Source organism: Paenibacillus sp. FSL R5-0378 (genome assembly GCF_038009285.1).
Taxonomy (GTDB): Bacteria; Bacillota; Bacilli; order Paenibacillales; family Paenibacillaceae; genus Paenibacillus_AQ; species Paenibacillus_AQ favisporus.
The window spans coordinates 340,679-365,966 of the sequence record NZ_JBBPAY010000001.1 but is presented as its reverse complement, the minus strand read 5'-3'; the positions used below and the strand labels follow the sequence as shown (position 1 = coordinate 365,966).

23 protein-coding genes are annotated in these 25,288 nt (G+C 54.2%); 18 read left to right on the top strand and 5 right to left on the bottom strand.

Features of this window, described 5'->3' with window-relative positions:
* The first annotated feature begins 225 nt into the window (after positions 1-225).
* Positions 226-2,490 (top strand): bifunctional 2',3'-cyclic-nucleotide 2'-phosphodiesterase/3'-nucleotidase, encoded by a 2,265-nt coding sequence (locus MKY74_RS01650; protein WP_076172714.1) that lies wholly within the window; start codon positions 226-228, stop codon positions 2,488-2,490.
* Positions 2,491-2,668: 178 nt separating this feature from the next.
* Here the strand turns inward: MKY74_RS01650 and MKY74_RS01645 are convergent, their stop codons facing one another.
* The 5 genes from MKY74_RS01645 to MKY74_RS01625 all read right to left on the bottom strand — a co-directional run bounded on the left by MKY74_RS01645 (position 2,669) and on the right by MKY74_RS01625 (position 9,446).
* Positions 2,669-4,060: an MFS transporter gene (locus MKY74_RS01645; protein ID WP_076172715.1), complete on the bottom strand. Its 1,392-nt coding sequence runs from the start codon at positions 4,058-4,060 to the stop codon at positions 2,669-2,671.
* Positions 4,061-4,325: 265 nt separating this feature from the next.
* A complete protein-coding gene (locus MKY74_RS01640; RefSeq protein WP_076172716.1) occupies positions 4,326-4,916 on the bottom strand; it encodes a TetR/AcrR family transcriptional regulator in 591 nt (196 codons plus the stop codon).
* Positions 4,917-5,168: 252 nt separating this feature from the next.
* On the bottom strand, positions 5,169-7,502 hold the full coding sequence (locus tag MKY74_RS01635; RefSeq protein WP_076172717.1) for a glycoside hydrolase family 65 protein: 2,334 nt from the start codon (positions 7,500-7,502) through the stop codon (positions 5,169-5,171).
* Positions 7,503-7,644: 142 nt separating this feature from the next.
* Positions 7,645-8,316, bottom strand: a complete 672-nt coding sequence (gene pgmB / locus MKY74_RS01630) for a beta-phosphoglucomutase (protein WP_076172718.1) — start codon at positions 8,314-8,316, stop codon at positions 7,645-7,647.
* 92 nt (positions 8,317-8,408) lie between these two features.
* Positions 8,409-9,446 carry a LacI family DNA-binding transcriptional regulator gene (locus MKY74_RS01625; RefSeq protein WP_076172719.1) on the bottom strand — a complete coding sequence of 346 codons (1,038 nt, stop codon included), beginning with the start codon at positions 9,444-9,446 and terminating at the stop codon, positions 8,409-8,411.
* A gap of 459 nt (positions 9,447-9,905) precedes the next feature.
* On the opposite strand from MKY74_RS01625, the gene MKY74_RS01620 reads away from it, so the two are divergent.
* The 17 genes from MKY74_RS01620 (at position 9,906) to MKY74_RS01540 (ending at position 25,214) form a co-directional block, all read left to right on the top strand.
* Positions 9,906-11,663, top strand: coding sequence for an alpha-amylase family glycosyl hydrolase (locus tag MKY74_RS01620; protein WP_244169324.1), 1,758 nt, complete (start codon positions 9,906-9,908; stop codon positions 11,661-11,663).
* Between the two features lie 522 nt (positions 11,664-12,185).
* A complete protein-coding gene (locus MKY74_RS01615) occupies positions 12,186-13,508 on the top strand; it encodes a sugar ABC transporter substrate-binding protein (RefSeq protein ID WP_076172721.1) in 1,323 nt (440 codons plus the stop codon).
* A gap of 230 nt (positions 13,509-13,738) precedes the next feature.
* Positions 13,739-15,040 carry a sugar ABC transporter permease gene (locus MKY74_RS01610; protein WP_076172722.1) on the top strand — a complete coding sequence of 434 codons (1,302 nt, stop codon included), beginning with the start codon at positions 13,739-13,741 and terminating at the stop codon, positions 15,038-15,040.
* Positions 15,037-15,882 (top strand): sugar ABC transporter permease, encoded by an 846-nt coding sequence (locus tag MKY74_RS01605; protein WP_076172723.1) that lies wholly within the window; start codon positions 15,037-15,039, stop codon positions 15,880-15,882. The genes MKY74_RS01610 and MKY74_RS01605 overlap by 4 nt, the downstream gene beginning before the upstream one ends.
* Before the next feature lie 280 nt (positions 15,883-16,162).
* On the top strand, positions 16,163-16,369 hold the full coding sequence (locus MKY74_RS01600) for a hypothetical protein (RefSeq protein WP_076172724.1): 207 nt from the start codon (positions 16,163-16,165) through the stop codon (positions 16,367-16,369).
* 271 nt (positions 16,370-16,640) lie between these two features.
* Entirely contained in the window at positions 16,641-17,270 is a 630-nt protein-coding gene (locus MKY74_RS01595) for a hypothetical protein (RefSeq protein ID WP_084203976.1), read from the top strand.
* Positions 17,260-17,808 (top strand): accessory gene regulator ArgB-like protein, encoded by a 549-nt coding sequence (locus tag MKY74_RS01590; RefSeq protein ID WP_341011514.1) that lies wholly within the window; start codon positions 17,260-17,262, stop codon positions 17,806-17,808. The genes MKY74_RS01595 and MKY74_RS01590 overlap by 11 nt, the downstream gene beginning before the upstream one ends.
* On the top strand, positions 17,786-17,926 hold the full coding sequence (locus MKY74_RS01585) for an AgrD family cyclic lactone autoinducer peptide (RefSeq protein WP_076172725.1): 141 nt from the start codon (positions 17,786-17,788) through the stop codon (positions 17,924-17,926). Before MKY74_RS01590 ends, MKY74_RS01585 begins: the two co-directional genes overlap by 23 nt.
* Before the next feature lie 19 nt (positions 17,927-17,945).
* Positions 17,946-18,323, top strand: a complete 378-nt coding sequence (locus MKY74_RS01580; protein ID WP_076172955.1) for a hypothetical protein — start codon at positions 17,946-17,948, stop codon at positions 18,321-18,323.
* A gap of 174 nt (positions 18,324-18,497) precedes the next feature.
* Positions 18,498-19,124, top strand: a complete 627-nt coding sequence (locus MKY74_RS01575) for a TetR/AcrR family transcriptional regulator (protein WP_244169331.1) — start codon at positions 18,498-18,500, stop codon at positions 19,122-19,124.
* Positions 19,125-19,157: 33 nt separating this feature from the next.
* Positions 19,158-20,021 carry a transporter substrate-binding domain-containing protein gene (locus tag MKY74_RS01570; RefSeq protein WP_076172727.1) on the top strand — a complete coding sequence of 288 codons (864 nt, stop codon included), beginning with the start codon at positions 19,158-19,160 and terminating at the stop codon, positions 20,019-20,021.
* Positions 20,022-20,056: 35 nt separating this feature from the next.
* Positions 20,057-20,701 (top strand): amino acid ABC transporter permease, encoded by a 645-nt coding sequence (locus MKY74_RS01565; RefSeq protein WP_076172728.1) that lies wholly within the window; start codon positions 20,057-20,059, stop codon positions 20,699-20,701.
* Positions 20,702-20,714: 13 nt separating this feature from the next.
* Positions 20,715-21,467: an amino acid ABC transporter ATP-binding protein gene (locus MKY74_RS01560; protein ID WP_076172729.1), complete on the top strand. Its 753-nt coding sequence runs from the start codon at positions 20,715-20,717 to the stop codon at positions 21,465-21,467.
* 85 nt (positions 21,468-21,552) lie between these two features.
* Entirely contained in the window at positions 21,553-22,767 is a 1,215-nt protein-coding gene (locus tag MKY74_RS01555; RefSeq protein ID WP_076172956.1) for a M24 family metallopeptidase, read from the top strand.
* Between the two features lie 231 nt (positions 22,768-22,998).
* Positions 22,999-23,205 carry a sporulation histidine kinase inhibitor Sda gene (gene sda, locus MKY74_RS01550; RefSeq protein ID WP_076172730.1) on the top strand — a complete coding sequence of 69 codons (207 nt, stop codon included), beginning with the start codon at positions 22,999-23,001 and terminating at the stop codon, positions 23,203-23,205.
* Positions 23,206-23,526: 321 nt separating this feature from the next.
* On the top strand, positions 23,527-24,228 hold the full coding sequence (locus tag MKY74_RS01545; RefSeq protein WP_076172731.1) for a response regulator transcription factor: 702 nt from the start codon (positions 23,527-23,529) through the stop codon (positions 24,226-24,228).
* Positions 24,225-25,214 carry a sensor histidine kinase gene (locus tag MKY74_RS01540; protein WP_076172732.1) on the top strand — a complete coding sequence of 330 codons (990 nt, stop codon included), beginning with the start codon at positions 24,225-24,227 and terminating at the stop codon, positions 25,212-25,214. The genes MKY74_RS01545 and MKY74_RS01540 overlap by 4 nt, the downstream gene beginning before the upstream one ends.
* Positions 25,215-25,288 lie beyond the last annotated feature (74 nt).

The following is a 25,288-nucleotide window of genomic DNA, read 5'->3' as shown; positions in this document are numbered from 1 at the left end:
AGCAATTGGAACCATTTTCATAGATCCGTGATACGCCCTGATGCTCGAGACCTTGTTCTCGGGCATTATTTTTTGGGAATTGGATGTATTTGTCTTTATTTCATAGGTTACATCGATATAAACTACTCTTGTAGACAGAACTTAATTTAACAATGGTTAGTTAAATAAAGGGGTTAAATTTGTTCTGCCCACCGTACTCGATGTACATCTATTAGGAGGGGTAACATGTCGAAGTCCCGTAAAAAAGTCCTCAAAGGCATCACCGCCGCAGCCGTTGCGATCAACGTGCTCGCCGTTCCAATGGTGCCGGTATTTGCGGACAGCAGCAGCAACGGATCCAAGGTGAAGCTGCGGATCATGGAAACATCCGATTTGCACGTGAACATGGTCAACTATGACTACTATGCGGACAAGCCCACTGACGAATACGGGTTTGCCAAGACGGCCAGCCTGATCAAGGCAGCCAGAAACGAAGCGAAGAACAGCCTGCTGTTCGATAACGGGGACTTGATCCAAGGGAATCCGCTTGGCGACTACGTGGCCAAAGTGAAACCGCTTAAAGAGGGCGAAGTGCACCCGGTTTACAAAGCGATGGACCTGATGGATTACGATGCCGGCGGTGTCGGCAACCATGAATTCAACTATGGCCTGGACTTCCTGAAACTGTCGGAAGAAGGCGCCAACTTCCCGATTGTCAACGCCAACGTCTACAAGGACGACGGGGACAAGGATGACAGCAACGACGTGAACTATTTTACCCCTTATACGATTTTGGACAAAAAGGTTACGGACGAGAACGGTAAGGAGCAGACGATCAAGGTCGGTGTGATCGCATTCGTTCCTCCGCAAATTTCCCAATGGGATAAAGCCAACCTGGAAGGCAAAGTCATCGTGAAGGACATGGTGGAGACCGCCAAAAAGTTCATTCCGCAGATGAAGAAGGAAGGAGCCGACGTCATCGTCGCCATTCCTCATTCCGGCTTTGAGGATATTCCGGAGACGCCTCTGATGGAGAATACCGTTCTGTATCTGAGCAAGGTGGAAGGTATTGATGCCATCCTGTTCGGACATGCCCATAAAACGTTCCCGAGCGCAGAATTTAAAGGCAAAACCGGCGTCGACCTGGAGAAAGGCACGATTAACGGCGTCCCTGCGGTCGAACCTGGATTCTGGGGCGATCACCTCGGCATCATCGACCTGAACCTGGAGAACGTAGACGGCAAGTGGAAAGTAGTCGACTCGAAAACCGAAGCGCGCCCGATCTACGATACGGCAAACAAAAAGGCGCTCGTTGACGCCGATCAAGAAATCGTGAACGCAGTTAAAACGGAGCATGATGCAACAATCGATTATGTACGCGGACCGGTAGGCAAAACCAGTGCGCCGATCAACAGCTATTTTGCACTCGTACAGGACGATCCGTCCATTCAAATCGTCACCAACGCCCAGAAGTGGTACGTCGAGAAAAACCTGAAGGGGACCGAATACGAAAACCTTCCGGTGCTGTCGGCAGGGGCTCCTTTCAAGGCAGGCGGACGTAACGGCGCTTCGTATTATACGAATATTCCGGCCGGAACGATCGCGATCAAGAACGTCTCCGACCTCTATGTGTACCCGAACACCGTGCATGCCGTTGTCGTTACAGGAGCCGAGGTGAAGGAATGGCTGGAGTGGTCCGCAGGCCAGTTCAACCAGATCGATCCTTCCAAGACGACCGAGCAGCCGCTCGTGAACATGGACTTCCCGACATACAATTACGATGTCATCGACGGCGTAACGTATCAAATTGATGTGACCCAGCCGAACAAATACGATGCAAAGGGCACGGTAGTGAATCCTTCAGCAAACCGTATTAAGAATTTGCAGTTCGACGGCAAGCCGATCGATCTGAAACAGAAGTTTGTCGTAGCGACCAACAACTACCGCGCTTCGTCCTCGAAGCTCGCCAACCCGGACGGCAAGCGGATCATCATGGCCGCTCCGGACGAAAACCGTCAGGTCATCATCGACTACATCCGCGACAACGGAACCATCAACCCGTCCGCTGACGGCAACTGGACCTTTGCGCCGGTGGATGCCAAGCTGAACGTGACCTTTACCTCTTCCCCGGATGCGAAGGACCTTGCGGCCAGCAGCAAAAACATGAAATACATCGGCGCGGCCGAGGACGGCTTTGCCAAATACGGACTCGATTTGTCGGTCAGCACGGCGGGCACGGCACCAGTGACGCCTCCGGCTACCACACCGGAGACGCCTTCGAAGCCGTCTGAGCCATCGACGCCGGCGCAGCCTTCGAAACCGTCCACGCCGTCCAAACCGGCTCCGGCACCGGAAACGAAGCCTTCCGGCAAAGTATATGTCATCAAGAAGGGTGACAACCTGTACCGCATCGGCATCAAGTTCGGTGTGGACTGGAAGACCATCGCCCATGTCAACGGCATTACGAACGTGCATGGATTGAAGGTCGGACAGCAAATTATGATTCCGTAAGCTTTCAATTTATAGGCACGATTCGGGATTTACCGCGAAAGGACGAAAGAGCAGAGAAAGTACTGCTTTTCGTCCTTTTTTTGTTCAATAGAAAATTTATGAATGTCCAGGGAATCCCGCGAGGTTCCGGAATCGGCAAGGGGGTTTGCGGCGGAGCCAAGTGCATGAGCGGGACGAATTATGAGCCGACACCGGCGCGGTTGTTCTGCTGCGGTGCCGCGCTGCGTCCAAAGCGGAGCAGGTAGACGGCGGCGACGATGACCATCATGACGGCCAGCACCAGGAAAATGCTGCTGTACAAATAGCTGCCTGGATACGTGTTCAGCGGGTTCCAATGGGCAGAGGAGCCGGTGTCGAGAATGCTGCTGTACACGGACGTGGCAACCGCTGCTCCGATGAAGTTCAGCATGCTGAGCAGTCCCATCCCGACGCCGGTCTCTTCCTTGGCCAGTGTGCGGGAAACGGTGTTCGAGAGCGCGACCTGCATGAAGGTCTGGCCGACATTGCTGAAGATCAGCACGATGGCGATGATCCAGGCATTGATGCCGGCAAAGGCGGAGAGGAGAAAGAAGCCGATCATTTGAAGAAGGGCTGCGATGCAGACGACGAAGAGGTTGCCCTTCAGGTCGGCGAACTTTCCTCCCGCGAAGCCGAGCAGCGCGGAAGCCGCGGCACCCGGAATCATGATCAAGCCGATGACACTGGCGTCCAGATGATTGGACCCTGCCAGCAGCTGCGGGATCAGGAACGGGATCGAGAACGCGATACAGGAAATGACGAAGGCAATGCCGATGCCAAAAGTATAGTTTAGATTCCGGAACAGCCGGGGCTGCACGAACGGATCGGCTGCTTTGCGGATGCGGATGACGAACAGGATAAGCAGCAGCACTCCGGCGGCTGCCGGAATCCAGCCTCCACCGGTCAAGGCGAACAGGATCAGGCCGGTTGCGGCGGCGAGCAGTCCGCCGCCCAGAACGTCCATGCGTCCACGGCTTTCTTTGGCATCGTCAAGGTATTTCCGGTAAAAGGGCAGGGTGAGCAGAACGAGGACCGAGAAGCAGAAGAGCCAGCGCCATCCGGCGTAGCCCATAATAAGCCCGGAGACCACGGGGGCGAGCGTATTGCCGACGGCGAGGCCGATCGCCGACTTGCCGAGGGCGCGGCCCCGGGTCTCCGGCGGGAAATAGCGGACGGGGATGATCATGGCGGCCGCCGGGATCACCGACGATCCGGCCGCCTGAAATACCCGGCCGATGACGATCATCCAGTAGGCGCCGGCGGCGAGCCCGAAGACGGAGCCGAGCACGAACACAATCAGCCCGATGGTGATCAGTTTTTTCAGGGCATATTTGTCCGCCAACTTCCCGTAGGTCACTGAGCCGACCGCATAGACGAGCATGTAGGCGGAGGACACCCAGCTGACCTGGGCGGCGCTCAGGTGAAATTCCGCCCGGATGCCGGGCAGCGCGATATTGAACATGGAGACGTTCATGACCGAAATAACCAGTGTGAACATGAGAATCTGGATCAGTTTGTTGCCTTGATGGACGGACTCGGCTGTAGATTTCATCGTTATTCCCTTCTTTCGGATAAGTGATTAGCTGAGAAGCCATTCGGCGGCGAACAAAATGTCTGTCAGCACTTACTGACATATAGTGCGGAAAAGCGCTGCAATATGCGCTTTTTTAAGCTCAAAGCTTTTTTGACTGCAAAAGGGCACTAATATTTCCAAGGTATCCGCCCGATTTGAAGAAATAGATGCACTTATTGGCGGTCGAGCAGCGGATTCAACGCCACGCCGGGATAAATAGATGCACTCTTGCGAGCGATCAAAGCTAAGGAGTTAACGCCCGGGTGAACAGCCGGACGCTTTCCTCAATAAAGGCATCTATCTCGATATCCGTAAACGTTTGGACAACATGGGTCGTATTGAGGAATGCTCCGAGATTCATCCACATAAAGGAAACCGCCGTCAGTGACGGATCCTTCGTGAACAGCTTGCCTTGATCGGACATGTGCTTGAAGTAATTCGTCAAAATTTCATGAAGCTGTCGGGGGTGGTTTTGGGTGTTATTCCTAAAACCTGGCAAATGATCTCCGACCTGCATGCTGATCATCACCAGCTTCCGGTTACGGTTCATAATTTTATGATAGGTCCGGCTAATCATAAGCAGGTCTTCGTGTAAATTTCCCGTGAGATTTTCCTTGAAGATTTTCTGCATCTCGGCTGCGTACAAATAACGGTCATACGCCTTCTCCAGCAGGTTCTGTTTGCTGCCGAAATGACGGAAGAGCGTCTTCTCGCTCAGCCCGGCTTCAGCGGCGATTTCACGTGTGGACACCCCGTCATAGCCTTTGGCAGAGATGAGGTCGATCGCGGCCTGCATCAGCTTATCCTGGGTGCATAACTGGTTGTTTTCGTTCATGTGACTCTGCCCACTTTCCATGATCTGACTGTCAGTACTTACTGTCATCTTAATCTTCGGGTTTACTCTTGTCAAGGGCAAACGCCCGCTCTTTGCATAGGAAAAAGCAGCCCGGCTTCATAAAGCCAGGCCGCTTTTCGGCGGTGGAGTTGATGTTAGTCCAAGACAGTATTCTCATTTTAGTTTACATCTGCACTGTTCCATGTCAGTTACGCTGTATTGCTCAATGTCACCTGCGCTGCGCTGCCCATGTCAGCCTACAATCGCGCTGCTGCTCGGATTGCCGATGCCTACCTGGACATGACCCAGCCCGCCGAGCTGATAGCCGCGCCCGTAAACGCTGATGCTGACCGGAGTTTCGGTCTCATTGGTCACGGTCACATCCTGTTCGCCTACCGTCACTTGGAGACGCGCCCCGCGGAACATCACTTTGAAGGAGAAGGCGCTCCAATGTCCCGGATTGAACGGATTCAGGTGCAGCACTCCATCCTTGACGCGCAGTCCGCCGAACCCGTGCACGACGGACATCCAGGTGCCGGCCATGCTGGTAATGTGGCAGCCGTCCTCGGTGTCGTTGTTGTAATTGTCCAGATCGAGGCGGGATGTGCGCAGGTACATTTCGTACGCCTTCTCCCGGTAGCCCAGCTCACAGGCGATGATCGAGTGAACGCAGGGGGAGAGGGAGGACTCGTGCACGGTCAGCGGTTCGTAAAAGTCGAAGTTCCGCTTTTTCGTATCGAGGTCATATCGGTCCCCCAGGAAAAACAGCCCCTGCAGCACGTCGGCCTGCTTGATGTACGCCGAGCGCAGGATCCGGTCCCAGGACCAGTTCTGGTTCAACGGCAGGTTCGATGGGGCCAGGTCCTTGACCGGCGTCAGATCCTTGTCGAGGAAGCCGTCCTGCTGAAGGAAAACGCCGCGCTCCGCATCGACCGGATAATACATTTTCGCAAGGATGTCGCCCCATTTGGCCGTTTCTTCGGGCGCCAGCGCCAGCTTGGCCACCAGCTCCTCGTAGTGTGCCGGGTCGCTTGCCTGAAGGTCGGACAGCACCTGCAGCGTGTATTCCATCGTCCAGCAGGCGATCCGGTTGGTGTACCAGTTGTTGTTGACGTTGTTTTCGTATTCATTCGGCCCGGTCACGCCCAGAATCATGTACTGGTCCTTGGCTGGGACGTAGTTCACCCGTTCTTCCCAGAAGCGGGAAATTTCAACGAGCACCTCCACGCCGTATTGGGCAAGGTAGCTGTCATCGCCGGTGTAGTTGACGTAGTTGTAAATGGCGTAGGCGATCGCTCCGTTACGGTGGATTTCCTCAAATGTAATCTCCCACTCGTTATGGCACTCTTCGCCGTTCATCGTCACCATCGGGTAGAGTGCGCCTTTGGCAAAGCCGAGTTTACGGGCGTTCTCGCGCGCCTTCTCGAGGTGCTTATAGCGGTAAATCAGCAGGTTGCGGGCGATCGTGGCATCCGCCGTGCTCAGATAGAAGGGCAGGCAGTAGGCTTCGGTGTCCCAGTATGTGCTGCCGCCGTATTTTTCCCCGGTAAAGCCTTTGGGCCCGATGTTCAGCCGGTCGTCCTCGCCGGTGTACGTCTGGTTCAGCTGAAAAATGTTAAACCGGATCGCCTGCTGCGCCGCCACGTCCCCTTCGATCACGATGTCGCTCTCGCGCCACTTGGCCGCCCAAGCCTGCACCTGCTCCTCATAGAGCTGCCCGAAACCGGCAGCAGCAGCTTCCTGAAGCGCCGATCGTCCGGCGTCCAGCAGCTGGGCGTACCCGTAGTCACGCGACGTCACGTTCGCTACGTATTTGTAGATGACGGTCTCCTCATCCTGCTTGGCTTCCACCTGTACGCGGTAGCCGGCATACTTCTCCTGCTCGATCTGCTCCGGTTCCAGCGCCAGCTTGGCGCCGTTCTGATAGATTTCAAACGTCATGACCGAGGTGACGTGAAAATCGAGCTTTTTGGTCCGGACCGTTAATGCGGCGTTGTCCGCGGTCACTTCCTTGTGCACTTCGACCCAGAACTTCTCGTCATAGTTCGAATCTTTGTTCTGCACATCGCCGTCCAAGTACGGCGTGACGGTCAGCGTTCCGCTAAAGTTCAGCGGCGTTACCGCATAGCGGATCGCTCCGATCTCATGCCGGGCCAGGCTGACGAAACGGACCGCCTCGACGCGAATCTCCTTCCCGTCCGGCAGGGCGGCGGTAAAGCTGCGCGACAGCGTACCTTCCTTCATATTCAGCACGCGTCTGAAAGCCTTGACCTGACAGGCTGCGAGATCAAGCTCGGTGCCATTAACCGAGATGCAGATGCCGATCCAGTTGGTGCTGTTCAGCACCTTGGCAAAATACTCGGGGTATCCATTTTTCCACCAGCCCACCCGTGTTTTGTCGGGATAGTAGACACCGGCCATGTAGCTTCCCTGCAGAGACGGACCGCTGTAAGCCTCCTCAAAGTTGGCGCGCTGGCCCATATATCCGTTGCCGATGCTGAAGACACTCTCGGATATTTCCTGCTGCTGGGGATCGTACTGCTCCTCGATAATATTCCATGGGTCCAACGTTAGATATTGTTTCATAGTTAACTGGCTCCTTCGGGAAAAAGTGTTATTAACTCTTTGTTATGCGACGTATAATCATTGTGCTGCGCAGGACAGGGGAGTCCTGGTTTTCATCTCTGCCAGGACTCCCTGCTGCACGAACGCCGCCTGGTTCGGGAACCTAGCGGTGAGAAACGAGCTCAAGCAGGCGGACTGTCGTCATGTCCTGCAGCGAAGGTACCACGTCATCCGCCGCGCCCAGTACTTCCGGCGAGCCGATGCCGATGCTGCGCATCCCGGCCCGCTTGGCGGCTTCGATGCCGGCCTCGGCATCCTCGAACACGACGCATTCCTGCGGCTGTGCGCCAAGCTCCCGGGCACCAAGCAGGAAAACCTCCGGATCGGGTTTGGCGCTGGCCGTTTTGGTTCCGTCGATGATTGCGTCAAAATACGGAACAAGGCCGGTGTTGTTCAGGATGGTCATCGCATTTTTGCTGGCCGACCCCAGGGCAATGCGGATTCCGTTCTCCCGCAGCTCTCGCAGGAAGGCGAGCGCCCCTGGAAGGATCTCCTGTTCATCCATATGCGAAATATACTCGACATACCAGCGGTTCTTCTTGTCGGCCAGCGCGGATTTGGTCGCATCGTCCAGCTCAAGCCCGCCAACTTCAAGCAAAATGTCCAGCGACGCCATTCGGCTGACACCCTTGAGGCGCTCGTTATCCTCCGACGTAAATACAAAGCCGAGCTCTTCGGCTAGGCGTTTCCATGCAAGATAGTGGTATTTGGCTGTGTCGACCAGAACCCCGTCCAGATCGAACAGGCAAGCTTTAATGGGAGCTGCAGCTGTCATTTGTCATTCCTCCTTATGTAGTTGTGCAAACGTTTGAACAAACAGGTGAAAAGAAATGAAGCACCGGGATGCTCCACATGGTTTTGATACGTTTACGATGATTTAGGCGGCGTAAAAATGGACGACTCCCGAATCACCAGCCGGTGGGGAATAATGTGGCGCTTCTGGAACTGCCGGTCCCCGTCGTGCTGAATGGACTGAATCAGCGCCTGGGCTGCGGTGTAGCCCAAGTTATAGATGCCGATATCCATGCTGCTGATGGGCGGCGTGGACAGTTCGGCGATGGAAATGTTGTTGAAGCTGACGATGCACAAGTCGTCCGGAACACGGTAACCGAGCTCGTGAAGTCCACGCAGGACGCCAAGCGAGACGAGATCGTCCATGACCACGAGGGCAGTGGGACGCTCCGGCAAATTCATGAAAAACGACATCGCCCGGTAGCCGCTCTCCTGGAGAAACTCACCTTCGACGATCCAGTCCTTTCGCATCTCCAGACCGGCCTCTTTAAGAGCGTTCGTGTAACCTTTCAGCCGGTCGCGCGAGACGATGTGATTCGGAGGCCCGCTGACAAAACCAATCCGCTGGTGGCCGAGGGATATCAGATGTTTGGTCGCATCGTAAGCGGCCTGAATGTTGTCATTGTCCACGGACAGAATGTCCGGGTACTTCTCGCTGCGTCCGATCAGCACGAACGGATGGCCGTTCTGCTGCAGAAAATCGACCACCGGATCCTCTTTGCGCGAATAGAGCAGGATCGCCCCGTCAACGCGCTTGCCGTTCAGCAGCCGGGAGACGGCCTCGACCTCCTCCTTCTCACTGCCTCCGGAACTGATCAGCACATCGTATCCCGAGCGGTTGGCCTGGGTGACGATACCGCGGATCAATTCCATGAAGAACAGATTCAGGAACAACTCTTCGGCAGGCTTGGGCAAAATGACGCAAATACTGCTCGTCGTCTTGGAAACCAGACTTTTGGCCGTCATGTTGGGGTGGTATCCGAGCTCCTCCATGACATCCCGTACCTTCTGCGACGTTTCACGGCTGATTCTGGAGTTATTCGACAGCACTCGGGAGACGGTGGAGGGGGAAACGCCCGCTCGTTTGGCGACATCTTTAATCGTTACAGACATTTGTTACCTCCTGTGGAACCGTTTGCACTATATCGTAAATGAGAAACGGCCGTCTCATAGACGCTGGCTATTTTACAATTGCTATCTTAGCCGAAAGCCCCAAGCTTGTAAATATCCAACCTGTGGCGGCGAAAGAAGCCGGTGGGATCTGGCTTGAGGCACTTTTTACAAGCAGGAATAGGCGGCGATATTATAAAAAACCATGATATAAATAGAATCGTCAAGAAAATGAAAGATAATACAGTATGTATCGCTATATATTGCGGAAAATCGGGTATAAATCCAGCTTTTCATAGAAATTAAGCCGTCGTATTCTCCATACAGACCGGTGTCGTCCGAAAGCTGCCCAGGGTCAGTCCAGTTCGCCAGCAAATGTATCCGCTTTCTTTTCGGGTGATTGACGGGGCTGATCGGCAGTATTCTGCTCAAAGGATGCCGGATCAAGCAAAGGAGGATGTCATGAAAACAAACAAATGGGGCATGCGGGCAGGGCAACAACTGCGGAGGCTGGCAGCAAGCGTAACGGCGGTATTCATGGCGGTTGCCCTGCTGTCGGGATGCAGCAGCGCGGGAAACCATGCTGCGAATGACAACGGGGCTCAAGGCCGACCCGATGCAGGAGCTGGCAGCCAGACGGCAGTACAACAGGGGCAGCCGGGAACGGGAACCACAGCAGGGGAACAGCGTGGCGGAACTGCCGCCACGGCCGTTGATGAGCAGCCATCGACCGTGTTCTATGAGGTGTTTGTCCGCTCATTCTATGATTCGAACGGGGACGGCATCGGCGATTTAAAGGGGCTGACACAGAAGCTGGATTACCTGAACGACGGCAATCCGGATACGACGGATGATCTCGGTGTCGGCGGCATCTGGCTGATGCCGATCCAACCGTCGCCCAGCTACCATGGGTATGACCTTACCGACTACGAGGGCATTAATCCCGATTACGGGACGCTGGAAGATCTGAAGGAGCTGATCGCCGAGGCGCACAAGCGCGGGATCAAGGTTATCATGGATTTGGTGTTGAACCACACCAGCACGCAGCACCCCTGGTTTGTCAGCGCTGCGAAGGATCCGGGCAGCAAATATAGGGACTGGTACGTGTGGGCGGAAGACCAGAAGCTCAGTCCCACCGGGGTCAGTGCGGCCGGCAGCGGCAGTCCGTGGCATGTCTTGAACGGAAGCCACTATCTGGCCACGTTCTGGGAAGGAATGCCGGATCTGAATTACGACAATCCCGAGGTGCGGGCGGAAGCCGTCCGGATCGGGCAGTATTGGCTGAAGCTCGGCATGGATGGATTCCGGGTGGACGGCGCCAAACACATTTACGAGAACCTGCAGAGTGACCGGGGCCAGGCGGCCACAGCCAAAAACACGGCGTGGTGGCAGGAATTCCGGACCGGCATGAATCCGGTGAACAAGGATGCTTATATCGTGGGTGAGGTATGGGAGAATTCGGCCGCCGCCATCGCGCCGTATCTGGATCAGGCCTTTGATTCGGGGTTTAATTTCAGCCTGGCGGAGAGTATCCTGAGCGCGGTGAAGGACGAGAGGGACAACAACCTTGCCTTTACGCTGCAGCGGACACAGCAGTTCTACGGCAAACAATCGCAGGGACGGTTCACCGACGCCATTTTTCTGTCGAATCACGACCAGGACCGCGTAATGAGCCAGCTGGACGGAAATCCGGATCATGCGCGGATGGCCGGGGCGCTGCTGCTGACGCTGCCGGGCAACCCGTTTATTTATTACGGCGAGGAAATCGGTATGCGCGGCGTGAAGCCCGACGAGCGGATCCGGGAACCGATGGTGTGGAGCGATCTGTCCCCACAGCCCGGCCAGACGTCGTGGGAACAGCCGCTTCTCACCGGAGAAGCAGCGAAAGGAATCAGCGTCCAGTCGGAAACGGCCGACCCGAACTCGCTGCTGTCGACCTATCGGGACCTGATCCGCTGGAGAGAGGACGTTCCCGCATTGCGGGATGGCGACATCCAGAGCTATGACTCCGGCAATCCGGCCGTGGTGTCCTTTTTGCGCCGTAGTGCACAACAAACTGTGCTAGTGTTGCACAACTTGTCAGGCAAGGAGCAGCAAGTTCAGCTCGAGGCAGGGCAGGTAGGAGGATTCGCAAAAGTGCTTAAAAACAGCAGTAAATCCACGGTTTTAGAGCAAAACTTGCTTCGCCTCCCTCCATATTCCAGTGTGGTTCTGGAATAAAATTGACGAAATTAAAAGAAATAATGCGATATAGAAAGAATTATAAAGAGAACTGCTGTTTATGTTTTATAAATGGAATAAAACACATTGTGCAAACGTTTTTACAAAAATATAGACGTTGTGTATGATAAACGCATGTTTAAAGCGCTTACTTGGTAACTTCCGCAAAAGGAAATACCGACGATTCTTGATAAAAACTGCGGATTTATGCTGATCATGCCATGTGATTGCGTAGTCGATCATTGTAAGGGAAGGGCTTCATAACATGCATCCAATCATGCCGTGCCGAGAAAGGCGCTTGCAAATGGGAAGTTAGGCATGTTTATGAAATCGTTTGCGCAAGTGCGCAAGTGTGAAGGTCCTCAAGGAGAGTCGGCAGGGCATCAAGCGGCAGGCATCAGGTATTCATTGGAATCGGCGAGGTATCAGGCATGAATGGGAGTCAGCAAGAGCAGGTATTACAGGGAGTCAGCAAGGCAGTCGTGTTACGAAGTAAATGATCAGAGAGGGGTTCGTTTTGGAATGAAGATGAAAAAGGTTATGGCGCTGGTCGCAACGTTGACCATGGCATTCTCGATTACGGCGTGCGGCAGCTCCGGCAGCAAGGCGGAGGAGCAAACTCCATCGACTACAACAACTGAAACGGCGGCTACAGACGGCCAGTCGGATAACACAGCGGCTTCGGGCGACAGCCTCCAGCCGGAAGAAGGGGCTTCCCTCGTCGTATGGGAGTCCAAAGAGGAGCGCTCTTTTACGGATGAAATCGCCAAGCAGTTTACCGAAAAGTACAACGTACCGGTCAAGATTGAAGAGGTAGCGGCAACAGATCAGGTAACGAAGCTGTCCCAGGACGGTCCGTCGGGGCTTGCAGCCGACATCGTGATGTTCCCTCACGATAATCTGGGCAGAGCCGCGGCAGCGGGACTGCTGCTCGCCAACGATGCGTTCAAGGACGAAACAGTGAAAAACAACACGGAAGCTTCGATTCAAGGCGTTACCTATGACGGCGTGCTGTACGGGTACCCGAGAGCGGCCGAAACGTACGCCCTGTACTACAATAAGAGCCTTGTGAAGGAAGCGCCAAAGACGTTCGATGACGTCATTGCGTTCGGCAAAACCTTCACCGACAAAGCCAAGAAGAAATACGGCATCATGTGGGAAACAGGCAACATGTACTTCAACTATCCGTTTATCGCAACGACCGGCGGATACATTTTCGGTAAAGACGGTACGGATAAAGACGATATCGGCCTCAACAGCGAAGGCGCGGTCGAAGGCTTGAAAACCTATGTACAGCTGAAGGAAATCCTTCCGGTGAAGAGCGGCGACATTTCGCCGGACATCAAGCGCAGCTTGTTCAACGCGGGTGACGTGGCGATGGACATTAACGGTCCGTGGGAGCTTGCCGGCTACAAGCAGGCGCTGGGCGATAACCTTGGCGTAGCTCCGATCCCTACGATCGGCGGCAAAGCGGCAATCTCGTTCTCCGGCATCAAAGCCTGGTACGTCAACTCCTTTACGCAATATCCGAATGCAGCCCAACTGTTCGCGAACTTCGCCTCCAGCAAGGATGCTCAACTGCTGCTGAACACGAAGGTTGGTTCCATCCCGACGAACAAAGAGGCGCTGGAATCCGATCAAATCAAAAACGATCCGTACATTTCGGCTTTTGCGGAGCAGACGAAAAACTCCCAGCCGATGCCTTCCATCCCGGAAATGGGCAACGTATGGAGTCCGGTGAATGCGGCGCTGCCTGAAATTTGGGACAACAACGCGGATCCGAAGGCGGCGATGGATAAAGCGGCACAGCAAATCAAAGATCTGAACAACGGCGCAACCAAGTAAGGCATCGACGCACCGCTGTCAGGTAAGGCAAACGTTATGAATGGAAGTATGACCCGCCGCCATCAACCGCGGCGGGTCATTCCCTGACATACCGGTACCGCTGGAAAGCGCGCACGCTTCGGCTGCCGGTATTGCCAAGGAACAGGGCCGGGAAAGCGCGGCCTGTCTTCTTGGAAGCAGTACCCTCCGGGGGTGCTTCCGTTGACCCGGGGAGAGGAGAAGAGGATACGATGAACAGGCTCCGCGGCAAAGCCGCTTTACTGTCGATTATCAGCATGGGATTGGGACAAATCTATAACCGCCAATGGATCAAAGGCATCTTGTTCCTGCTGATCGAGGCTTTTGGCATTTACTACTTCATCAACAATTTGGGAAGAGCGCTTTGGGGGATTACGTCGCTCGGGGATACGCCGCGTCTGCTCGTGAAAGGCAAGTGGATCGATGGCGACCACTCCATCTTTATCATGATTCAAAGCTTGATCACGCTGCTGTTTCTGCTGATCTTTATCGTCGTATATGTCATGAACGTCAGAGACGCGTACCATACGGCGATCAAACGGGAAAACGGGCAAGTCCCGAACAGTTTCGCCAAATCCATTAAATTTGTGATGGATTATAAATTCGCCCAAGCCTTTTTGACACTGCCGGCGCTCGGCATCTTGTTCTTTACGATCATGCCGATCCTGTTTATGATCATGCTGGCTTTTACGAACTATTCCGCACCGAACCATATCCCTCCGGCGAAGCTGGTGGACTGGGTCGGATTCCAGACCTTCAAAGATCTGGTGTCGCTGAAAACCTGGAGCCATACGTTTTTCGGCGTATTAACTTGGACCATTATCTGGGCGGTTCTGTCCACGGCGACCACGTATTTGGGCGGCCTGCTCGTTGCGCTTTTGATCAACCAGCAGGGCATCAAATTCAAGGGCATGTGGCGGACGATCCTGGTTATCCCTTATGCCATTCCGCAGCTGATTTCGCTGCTCGTCATGAGGAATATGTTTAACGGCCAGTTCGGGCCGATCAACCAGTACCTCGGCTACTTCGGGCTCGGCGGTCTTCCTTGGCTGACCGATCCGTTCTGGGCCAAGGTGACGGTTATTCTCGTCAACATGTGGGTGGGCATTCCGGTCTCGATGATTCTGATCATGGGCGTGCTCACGACCATTCCGAAGGACATGTACGAAGCGGCTGAAGTCGACGGGGCAAGCGCGTATCAGAAGTTTCGCATCGTTACGCTGCCGATGATCCTCTTCTCGACAGCACCGACACTGATCATGCAGTTTGCCGGAAACATCAACAACTTCAACATGATTTTCCTGCTGACAAACGGGAACCCGGTGGTCGGAGACTACCAGTATGCGGGAGCGACGGACCTTCTCGTGACCTGGCTGTACAAACTGACGCTGGATCAGAACAAATACAATATGGCGTCGGCCGTCGGCATCATTATCTTCCTGATTATCGCCATATTCTCCATCTACAATTACCGGCGGACCAAATCATTTAAAGAGGAGGATATGATCCAATGAGCGGACGTCAAGGCAGAAAAGCAGTTCGGCTGACGGTCAGCTACATCATTCTCATCATCATGGCCATCGGCTCGATCTATCCGGCCCTCTGGGTCATTCTCGGCTCCTTCCGCCCGGGAAAATCGCTCTACAGCAAGACGCTTCTTCCGGAAGCGTTCACGCTGGACCATTATCGGGAGCTGTTTACGTCCAGCAGCATTTTGTTCGGACAGTGGTACATGAACACGCTGAAAATAGCCGTGTGCTCGATGATCATCGGCGTCTTCCTGACCCTGCTCACGAGCTATGCGGTGTCTCGTTTCCGCTTCAAGTGGCGCAAGACGGCTTTGTCGACCGTGCTCATCCTCGGCATGTTCCCGGGATTCATGAGCATGATCGCGATTTACCTGCTGCTGAAGGAGTGGCATTTGCTGGATACGCATCTTGCGCTAATTATCGTGTATGCGGCGGGAGCCCCGCTAGGCGGCACCTTTATCGCCAAGGGCTTTCTCGACACGATCCCGCGGACGCTGGACGAGGCGGCAAAGATCGACGGAGCGAGCAACTGGACGATTTTCAGCCGCATCATTCTGCCGCTGTCCCGGCCGATGCTGACCTATATGGCGCTGACGCAGTTCGTCGGCCCATGGGTGGACTACATCTTTGCCCGCCTCGTGCTGCGGACGAAAGAAAATTGGACGCTGGCGGTCGGATTGTTCGACATGGTCAGCACAAATCAGAATACGAATTTCACCACCTTCGCCGCAGGGGCGGTTCTGATCGCGGTGCCGATCACGATCCTGTTTATTTTCCTGCAGCGCCTGCTGGTAGACGGTTTAACATCGGGAGCGAGCAAAGGGTAAGCAGGGTGTGGAGGCTTCTCCCCCGCGGGCGATCTGTCCTGACGGGTTGGTTTTTTTGGAACAAAAGAAAAACAGAAAGGCACAGCTTTCGCATCATGCATGCAGGCTGTGCCTTTTTATTTGGAGGCTGGCTGTAGCTCCAGAGTGCACCGGGTCCAATTCACGTACAATCAGGAAAGGTTTCCCATGGATAAAAAGTACCGGATGGGCAGGGATTCGCATTCACATGAAGTATATGTTATAGAGGTGAAAAGAAATAGATCGAAGGGAGTTTACCTATATGAATCAATCATGTTTCGAAGACCGGATTTACTGTATGGGATGCGGCAAGCTCGTGAAGGAGCACCGGGCCAGACAGGTGCTGAAGACCGGATACTATATGCACACCCACCGGCTGGCGGCGGGATGCGATGAGTGCGGAGCGCATTACGTGGATTTGCTGCCGGATGAGACGGGCTCCAGAGCGGCAAGCTACCACCCTTTTTGAAAGCGTATTCAAATAAAAAGGGTGTGTGTCGATTTAACCGGGAATATGTCGTAAAAAAATTCGCTAAAACATAAAATTCCATCTTTCGTTTTTATCGACAACGTCGTATGTTTATAGTAAGTAGAAAATTCCAATTTATAAAATATATTAGGGAAGCGAAATGCACCGGGGAAGTCCCTCGGCGTATGGATGCTGGCCGCCGCCTGTGAACCGTGAGAATAACGGAAGAAAAGTCAAACATAGGAATGGTACGGTAGTAGGAGGAAGTTAGGTGGAAGCTCTCGGCTTCATGTTTTTTTCAACGCTGGAGACATTTGCGATCTATTCGCTGACGATGTCGCTGTTTAGGTTCAAAACCTCGGATTACTTGTGGCAGGCTCTGTGTATCACGCTGCTGGCGAATGTGCAGAGCTATGTGATGAGGGACGAGCTGTCGCTGGCATTTGCAGCACCGTTAATCACGATTCTGATTTACATTCTGCTGTACACGACCGTGATGAAGATTCCGTTGGCCTGGTCGGCGATCTGCACGATTCTGGGTTATGCGTTGTATGCGCTCATCCAGACCGTCTATGTGCTCTGGCTGTTTGGCTCGGTTCAGGAGGTCAACGCCACGGACGCCAACTCTTACAGCTTGCAGGTCGTCTCGGCGTTAACGGGACTTGGGGTATCGTGGCTCATGTACAAGTTTGGCATCGGGTTCGCCTTTGACTTTGAAAGGCTGCGCTTCAAGAAAGAGCACATCGTGCTGGTGCTGCTGATTATGGTCACGCTCGTCTCGGTGGAATTTATTTTCTATTACAACAAGGTATGGATCAACGTTCTGTTTTTCGCCTGCACGTTCGGCCTCTTTTTGTATTACACCATCCGCAAGGAGGAGGAGGATATCCATGCTGATTGAAACGGCCGCCGTACGAATCGCTGAAGGGATCAAGCGGCAGGTTCCGGATCATAAATCCTCGGTGAACATCCTCAAACATGCGATTGCCGTCATTCTGAACGTGGTGTTGATCGTCGCTCTGACCCTGCTGATTGCGTTCTTCACAGGGCATGTGGGCCGCGCGTCGACGGCGCTGATCGGATTTGCGCTGCTGCGCCAATTCACGGGCGGTATTCATCTGAAAACCGGGGAATGGTGCGTGCTTGTCACCACCGCCTTGTTCACCCTGGTGTCGTTCATCGAGCTGTCCACCTTCTATGTTCAAGTACTGAACGTTCTCAGCATGGTGCTTGTGGCTGTATTTGCTCCGAGCAAAATCGAAAAGCAATCCAGAATACCGCGCAGGCATTACCCCAAGCTGCGGGTGATCGGAGTCCTCATTGTACTGGCCAACGTCCTGATCCAGTCGCAGACGCTTGCCGTCGTCTTCTTCGTCCAAGCCCTCAGCCTGATCCACCGAAAGGAGGTGAAACGCCATGTCACTGATCAGCAAAGTTAAGCACAGCACATTCACAGCCATTGCTTCGGCATTAACGCTGGTAGCTGTGTATCTCGTAAGTGTTGCCAGTCCTGTGTATGTTTACAGCGGTGAGACGCCAGAGGAACTGCTGAAGTGAAATGGAGGAGCTGATTCAGATGCAATATCTTACGGTTTCACGAGATATTGAAGGGGAATCAGGCATCGTCAATCTTCGGGTACACGATATTTTGTTCATGGAATTCAGCATTCCGGCAGACCGGGTTGTCGTTCATACGATGGAAGAGCAGTTTTATATGAACGGCACGCTCAAATACTGGTCCGGCATGCTGAGCGCGAGCGGGTATACGTTTCGCAACGTGGACCGGAACCTCGTTAACGTGGACAGAATTATGCTGATCGACAGCGTGTACAAGAAGGCGTATTTTGAGCCGGAAATCCATAAAGGCTCCAAATGCTGCACCATGGCGTTTAAAAGGTACAACAAGATTAAAGAGGAGCTATTAGCCTATAACCCGGGAATATCGATCGTATGAAAGGAGCTGCGCTAAGCAGCTCTTTTTTTTTGCTTCTTCAACGCTTCTCAATAGGCGCAGAGCTGCTGGCGAGGAAGAAATTACGCTTGACCCCAAAGGCTTCATATACTATAGTAAACCCATCGGAATTAAATTAACTGACTCGTCAGTCAAGTGATGAAAGGGGTCTTGATTCTGCCATCGCAAACTAATGAAGAACCGCAGCGCGAGCAGGAGCTGAGGCAGGCCGCCCTCGAGCTGTTTGCACGCAAAGGTTACCATAATACAAAGATATCGGAAGTGGTGAAGGCGGCCGGCGTCTCGCAGGGGACGTTCTACTGGTATTTTGACGGGAAAGAGCAGATGGCCATCCGTTTGGTGGAGAACGGTCGGGACAAGCTGGTCGAGGTCATTGAACAGGGATACCGCAAGCATGCGGGATCTGTAGACGACATGGTGAATTCCTCAGCCAACCTGCTGACCAACCTGTTCGAGTTTGCCAATGAAAACCGGAATTTGATGGCCTTTCTGCTGATCAAGGGGCAGGGCGCCGATCCCAAGGTCCGTTCGGCGGTATCGGAAGTGTGGATCGCCTTTGAAGAGGCCTTTAAGAAAAATGTGCTTCGCGCTATTGAGTTGGGTATGCTGCCGCAGTTTACGGACGTTTCGCTGCGCGTGAACATTCTCGTGTCGCTCATCACAGGCGTTTTGACCAAATGGTTGTTCGGTCCGCTGCATGACGTGGACTACGAGCCGGTGTACACCGCCGCGCAGATTGCCGAAGAAACGGCCCGGTTCGAGTTCCGCGGGCTGCTCGGTTAAATATTAGAACCTATTCTAAGGGGGATTATAGAAATGAAGTTTAGAGTCAAATCACTATTTATGTCGCTGTCGCTGATCGCCGTTATCGCTTTGGTACTGGCCGGCTGCGGCAAAGATTCGGCGTCATCGGGCAGCAATGCTTCCGGTGGAAGCGGCAATCAGGCGTCTTCGTCGGCTGGCAATCTGCTTGAGCAGGTCAAGAAGAACGGAAAAATCAAGGTAGGTTTGATGGGTACGTATGCCCCGTATAACTTCTTGAATGACAAGAAGGAAGTAGACGGATACGACGCCGACATCGCCAAAGCGATCGCCAAGAAGCTCGGGGTTGAGGCTGAGTTCATTACCGGTGAATTTTCGGGCTTGATCGAAGGGCTGCAGCAGGGGAAATACGATGTGCTGATCAGCCAGGTGACGATCACGGATGACCGGAAGAAAACGATGGACTTCTCGGAGCCTTACATCAAGAACTCTGTGAATGTAGTTGTGAAGAGCGACAACAATACGATCAAGTCGATCGACGATTTTAAAGGCAAGAAGATCGGTGTCGGACTTGGCACCAATGACGAAAAATACCTGCGCGACGAAGCGATGCCTAAGGTTGGCAAGTTTGAAATCGCAACATACAACGACGTCATTTCGTCTCTGATGGATTTGAACACGGGCCGGATTGACGCAACGATCAACAACATGTTCGCCCTGAAGCCTCTTATCGACCAGAACCATCTGAAGATCAAAGCGGTCGGCGATTCCATCAAGGACGATTATGCCGGTGTCGCGATGCGCAAGAACAATCCGGAGCTGCTGGATGCGATCAACAAAGCGCTGGAAGAAATGAAGACCGACGGAACGCTGAAGGAAATCCACCAAAAATGGTTTGGTGTCGATCCAAGCTTCTAAGTTATGAGTCTTACAGCTGTGGGAGGCCGTTTTAAATGAAATTGGTAATGGATAATTTGGGTTTTCTGTTTACGGGAGCCTACTACACCCTGCTCATCACGATCGTCTCCATGTTTTTTGGGTTGTTTATCGGACTGTTCACAGCCATCGCCCGGTTAAAAGGAAACCGGCTGATCGCCGGCATCGCCAGGGTATATGTGTCCATCATCCGCGGAACCCCGATTATCGTGCAAATCTTCATCATTTATTTCGGCTTGCCCGATTATGGGATTACCCTGGGGCCGCTGACGGCAGCATATATTGCGCTTAGCATCAATATCGGCGCTTATTTGTCTGAAACTTTCCGCGGTGCGATTCTGTCCGTGGATAAAGGGCAGACCGAAGCGGCGCTGACTCTGGGGCTGACGCCATGGCAGACGATGCGCAAGGTCGTTCTGCCCCAGGCGGCCCGGGCGGCGATTCCGCCGATGGGCAACACGTTTATCGGGATCTTAAAGGAAACGTCGCTCGTTTCCATCGTTACGGTGACAGAGCTGCTGCGTTCGGCGCAGCTGCTGATCGCGCAGTATTACGTGGCGATGCCGTTCTACCTTGCTATCGCCGTCATGTACTGGGTGATGAGCACAGGCTTTTCGGCGATTTTGAACGTCATTGAGCGGAAGCTGTCCAAGGCTTATTAAGGAGGGAGAAGGCATGATCGAAGTCAGCCATTTAAGCAAAAGCTTCGGATCGTTATCGGTTCTGAAGGATGTGAGCCTGAACATTCGGCAGGGCGAAATCGTGGTGCTCCTGGGACCCAGCGGCTCGGGCAAAAGTACCTTGCTCCGGTGCCTGAACGGCCTGGAGCAGGCTGATGCCGGCTCGGTCCGCATCGACAGCGTCCACATCGAAGCTGCGATGCGCGTCAAAGAGCGAAAAAAGGCAATCCACGAGCTGCGCAGCCTGACGGGCATGGTGTTTCAGTCGTTCAATCTGTTCCCTCACCTCACCGTCCTGGACAATGTGATCATGGCCCCGATGACGGTGAAAAATATGCCAAAGGAGCAGGCGGTTGACATTGCCGAAAAGCTGCTTGGCAAAGTCGGTCTGGCAGAGAAGAGGGACGAGTATCCTTCGCGGCTGTCCGGCGGGCAGCAGCAGCGGGTGGCGATCGCCCGCGCTTTGGCGATGGAGCCGAAGATCATGCTGTTCGACGAGCCGACATCGGCGCTGGATCCGGAGCTGACCGGCGAGGTGCTGCAGGTGATGCGGCAGCTGGCGGAAGAAGGAATGACGATGGTCGTCGTTACGCATGAGATGAAATTCGCGCAGGAAGTGGCGAATCGGATCGTCTTTATGAGCGAAGGCATCATTCAGGAAGAAGGGGCGCCGGAGCATTTCTTTGCCGGACCGAAGACGGAACGGGCGCGCAAGTTCCTTCGCCAGATGGCGCAGGAGCCGGTCTAAAGCTGGAATATACACGATGATACACGGACTTAAGAACGGAAATACGGAGACAGGACAGCCTGATCCGAAGGAGTTGAAGCGCAGCATGAATGATCATCAGCAGCATCTGGACATGATTTCGGAGCGGGTACGGCGGATCATGGACAGTGAAAATATCGACGCGCTGGTCGCGACCAGCAGCGAAAATTTTTATTATCTCTCAGGGCATCAGAGTGCCTTTATGTATACCCTGCGCATGAGTGAGGTTGGGCTGGCGGTTCATTTCCGCGATCCCGGGCGGAAGGCAGTCGTTATCATGAACGATTTCGAAGCCGCCGGGTTTGCCGGGGATTCCGAGCGGTATGAGGTTCGCACCTACCCTACTTGGGTAGATGTAGATGATCCGCTTCATTTGAAAGGCGGCAGCTATCAAGGGAAGCGGCCGGTGTCCCCACAGGCGGAGGAGATGTTCGGCGTCCTTCAGCAGGTGCTGGAGGAGTACGGCATCTCCCGGGGGCGAATTGCGGCCGAGCTGGATTTGATGCGGCATTCTTCCGTGATGGCGCTACGCAAGGCGTGCCCGGACATTTCCGAGCTGGCCGAGGCGGGGCCGATCTTCACGCGGCTGCGGGCAATCAAGACGCCGTGGGAAATTCAGCAGCTGCGCCGGGCATGCGCTTATGCGGAAGCAGGCGTCGAGTACGCGGTCCGCGAAATCGAGCCGGGCGTTTCTGCCGCAGGGATCGTGGATGCGTTCCGGAGATCGCTGATGCGGAATCCGGACGGGTCGACGCCGCGGTTCCATATGATTTCGGTCGGGGACCACTTTGCCCCTGTACAAGTGTTTGATACCCGGCCAAGCCAGCCGGGGGACGTGATCAAGTTTGACGTAGGCGTCGAGGTGGCCGGCTACGGCTCGGACATCGCCCGCACCTTCGTGCTGGGCGAGCCTGCGGATGTCACGAAGCGGATCTATGAGGCCCTCCGGCGCGGGCATGACCGCCTGCTGCAGACGATCGAGCCGGGGATGCCAATGAAGGCGGCATTCCAAGAGGGGATGAGCGTCATCCGTGCGGCGGGGCTGGGCCAGTACAACCGGGGCCATCTGGGGCATAGCGCAGGGCTGAGCCTTGCCGCGGAGGAAGGGCCGTTCATCAGCCCGTCCGAGACGGCGGTTTTTGAGCCGAACATGGTCGTCTGCATCGAGACGCCTTACTACGGTTACGGGATTGGAGCCATCATGATTGAGGATATGCTTCTGATTACGGAGAACGGCGTGGAGCGGCTGAACCGTTTAAGCACGGATTTGGTATCTTTGTAATTAAGCGTAATGGGAGTAAAGTTTTGTCTAATTAGGGATTAATTTGACGAATTGATATTTTTGTGGAAAACATTCATCCCGATGAAAGTGCGTTTACAAACCGGCTGACTTGGTTTTAAATAGGGTAAGCCCATTTTCCTCGCAAAATCGGTTACTCATCATTAAGGGTTCCTTTCCTCCTGGAAGATCTCCAGGATTCTTAGGGAACCTTGGAAGATCGGGGGGATTGAAATGCAAATCTTGTCTGATGAACAGCTGCTGGAATGCGTGATGCTGGCCAAGCAGTTGGAACTGGACCCTGAATTTCTGGCCCTGCTGATGTCGGAGCTGCAGCGCCGGGGAATCGAGCTGCTGGATGAGGACGGTGTTCTCCTTCAGGAGAATTATCAGGTATCCGGAAACCGCGAGCTCGATGCAGCTGAAATGTACTTTGCATGATCGGGAGAGTCGTCATGAGACCCGTGAGAGCGCCGATGCAGCACTTGCTTCGGGCTCACCGGTTGAGCACCTGACTGAAGAGAATAAAGGCCTCAGCGATGCTGGACCATTCCATATTCGGTAACAAGATTTTCGCTGCAAGCAATCTGCTTTCAGTGAATGTATGCAATTGGATCGTTTGAGACAAGGAGCTGTGCCCTTTGGGGCTGCAGCTCCTTTTTTATGGCATACCGGTCTGGAATTCGGCCCGGCAGGCCGGACATGGTACAATACCAAAGGAGTGAGAAGACACCTTACCTTTTCCAAAGGAGATTTTTAGTCATGTTTAAAATTTTCATTGTCGAAGATGACAAGAAGCTTGTCAGCCTGCTGGAGGAGCATTTGCATAAATTCGAATATGACACGCGTTCCGTGACAGATTTCGCTGCGGTTCTGAGCGACTTCCGGAGCTACGATCCTCACCTGGTGCTGCTCGACATCAATTTGCCGAAATACGACGGATACTATTGGTGCCGGCAAATTCGCGGCCTGTCGACATGCCCGATTATTTTCATATCGGCCCGGGAGGGCAAGATGGACCAGGTGATGGCGCTGGAAAACGGGGCGGACGATTATTTGACCAAGCCGTTCGATTATGAAATCGCCGTGGCCAAAATCAGCAGCCAGCTTCGCCGGGCGTACGGTTCGTATGCCGCATCCCAGCAGACGCGGTCTGTCACGGTCTCAGGGCTTACGCTGGACGTGGACCGGCTCTCTCTGACCTTAAACGGGCAAAAGGTGGAGCTCAGCCATACCGAAGCCAAAATATTAGAGGAACTGCTCACCCGCCAGGAGCAGGTCGTCAGCCGCGACCGGCTGCTGGACCGGATCTGGGACGACCAGTCGTTCGTGGATGACAACACCCTGAACGTCTACGTCACCCGCGTCCGCAAAAAACTGTCGGGGCTCGGCGTGCAGGATGCCGTCCAGACCGTCAGGGGCCAAGGTTACCGGCTGCTTCCAAACTGGGAGGACGAAGCATGAAGCTGTATCTGAGAGACCAAGCCCCGCTTATCGCCCTTTATATTCTGCAATTATTTCTCATCACGCTGGTGTACCGGCTGGACGGGTACCGGAACGCAGAGGTCAGCCTATATGCGGCGCTGCTCAGCAGCTTCCTGTTCGCCGGGTACCTCCTCATCCGGTACTGGCGCAACCGGACCTTCTATGCGCGGCTGTCCGCGCCGTCCCCGACGACGGAAGAGCTGCTGAACAACAAGCAGCAGACTCCCTTGTCCCTGAGCCTGCACCGTCTGATCAAGGGGCAGTACCGACGCTATCAAACCGAGCTGCAGCAGTATAAGCACAAGCTCGATTCCCATATTCAATTCATCAACCAGTGGGTGCATCAGATGAAGACGCCTGTGTCGGTCATCCATCTGATCATTCAGCATCAGGACAAGCCGGAGTTCACCGCGATCGGCGATGAGCTCGACCGGCTTCGGAAGGGGCTGGACATGGTGCTGTACACCGCCCGGCTCGACACGTTCGAGAAGGATTTTTTTGTGGAGGAGCTGGATCTGGAGCAGGTGGTGCGTTCGGTGACGTCCTCCCAGCGCCGGCTGTTTATACGGAGCCGTATCTTTCCTGTCATCGAGTTCGAACGGACGCTTCGGATTACTTCGGACGAAAAGTGGCTGTCCTTTGTCATGACCCAGCTGGTCACGAACGCGGTCCGGTATTCCGCAGGGGAGGAGCACCGGCAAATCCGGTTCCGCGGATACCAAAGCGGCAGCGAGGCGGTTCTGGACATCCAGGACGAGGGCATCGGCATTCCGCAGGGGGATCTGCCGCGCGTGTTCGACCCGTATTTTACCGGCGAGAACGGCCGGTTGTACCAGGAATCGACCGGGATGGGACTGTACCTGGTCAAGCAGATTTGCAGCCGAATGGGACACGGCGTCGAGATCGAATCGGAGGAAGGACGGGGAACGACCGTCCGGATGAGGTTCAAGCTTACAAATGTGTAAGCTAGTGTAATGTTGCGCGATGGCAGGCTGAAGCAGGCACTGCCTATAATAAGCCTATGACAGAAATCAAAGCG

What these genes read in the sequence shown, in the direction of transcription:
- MKY74_RS01605 (WP_076172723.1), top strand. Translation starts at nt 15,037, where the DNA reads ATGAGCGGACGTCAAGGCAGAAAAGCAGTTCGGCTGACGGTCAGCTAC.
- MKY74_RS01560 (WP_076172729.1), top strand. Translation starts at nt 20,715, where the DNA reads ATGATCGAAGTCAGCCATTTAAGCAAAAGCTTCGGATCGTTATCGGTT.
- MKY74_RS01600 (WP_076172724.1), top strand. Translation starts at nt 16,163, where the DNA reads ATGAATCAATCATGTTTCGAAGACCGGATTTACTGTATGGGATGCGGC.
- MKY74_RS01570 (WP_076172727.1), top strand. Translation starts at nt 19,158, where the DNA reads ATGAAGTTTAGAGTCAAATCACTATTTATGTCGCTGTCGCTGATCGCC.
- MKY74_RS01590 (WP_341011514.1), top strand. Translation starts at nt 17,260, where the DNA reads ATGCTGATTGAAACGGCCGCCGTACGAATCGCTGAAGGGATCAAGCGG.
- MKY74_RS01640 (WP_076172716.1), bottom strand. Translation starts at nt 4,916, where the DNA reads ATGAACGAAAACAACCAGTTATGCACCCAGGATAAGCTGATGCAGGCC.
- MKY74_RS01620 (WP_244169324.1), top strand. Translation starts at nt 9,906, where the DNA reads ATGAAAACAAACAAATGGGGCATGCGGGCAGGGCAACAACTGCGGAGG.
- MKY74_RS01580 (WP_076172955.1), top strand. Translation starts at nt 17,946, where the DNA reads ATGCAATATCTTACGGTTTCACGAGATATTGAAGGGGAATCAGGCATC.
- MKY74_RS01540 (WP_076172732.1), top strand. Translation starts at nt 24,225, where the DNA reads ATGAAGCTGTATCTGAGAGACCAAGCCCCGCTTATCGCCCTTTATATT.
- sda (WP_076172730.1), top strand. Translation starts at nt 22,999, where the DNA reads ATGCAAATCTTGTCTGATGAACAGCTGCTGGAATGCGTGATGCTGGCC.
- MKY74_RS01650 (WP_076172714.1), top strand. Translation starts at nt 226, where the DNA reads ATGTCGAAGTCCCGTAAAAAAGTCCTCAAAGGCATCACCGCCGCAGCC.
- MKY74_RS01555 (WP_076172956.1), top strand. Translation starts at nt 21,553, where the DNA reads ATGAATGATCATCAGCAGCATCTGGACATGATTTCGGAGCGGGTACGG.
- MKY74_RS01545 (WP_076172731.1), top strand. Translation starts at nt 23,527, where the DNA reads ATGTTTAAAATTTTCATTGTCGAAGATGACAAGAAGCTTGTCAGCCTG.
- MKY74_RS01565 (WP_076172728.1), top strand. Translation starts at nt 20,057, where the DNA reads ATGAAATTGGTAATGGATAATTTGGGTTTTCTGTTTACGGGAGCCTAC.
- MKY74_RS01610 (WP_076172722.1), top strand. Translation starts at nt 13,739, where the DNA reads ATGAACAGGCTCCGCGGCAAAGCCGCTTTACTGTCGATTATCAGCATG.
- pgmB (WP_076172718.1), bottom strand. Translation starts at nt 8,316, where the DNA reads ATGACAGCTGCAGCTCCCATTAAAGCTTGCCTGTTCGATCTGGACGGG.
- MKY74_RS01615 (WP_076172721.1), top strand. Translation starts at nt 12,186, where the DNA reads ATGAAGATGAAAAAGGTTATGGCGCTGGTCGCAACGTTGACCATGGCA.
- MKY74_RS01635 (WP_076172717.1), bottom strand. Translation starts at nt 7,502, where the DNA reads ATGAAACAATATCTAACGTTGGACCCATGGAATATTATCGAGGAGCAG.
- MKY74_RS01645 (WP_076172715.1), bottom strand. Translation starts at nt 4,060, where the DNA reads ATGAAATCTACAGCCGAGTCCGTCCATCAAGGCAACAAACTGATCCAG.
- MKY74_RS01585 (WP_076172725.1), top strand. Translation starts at nt 17,786, where the DNA reads ATGTCACTGATCAGCAAAGTTAAGCACAGCACATTCACAGCCATTGCT.
- MKY74_RS01625 (WP_076172719.1), bottom strand. Translation starts at nt 9,446, where the DNA reads ATGTCTGTAACGATTAAAGATGTCGCCAAACGAGCGGGCGTTTCCCCC.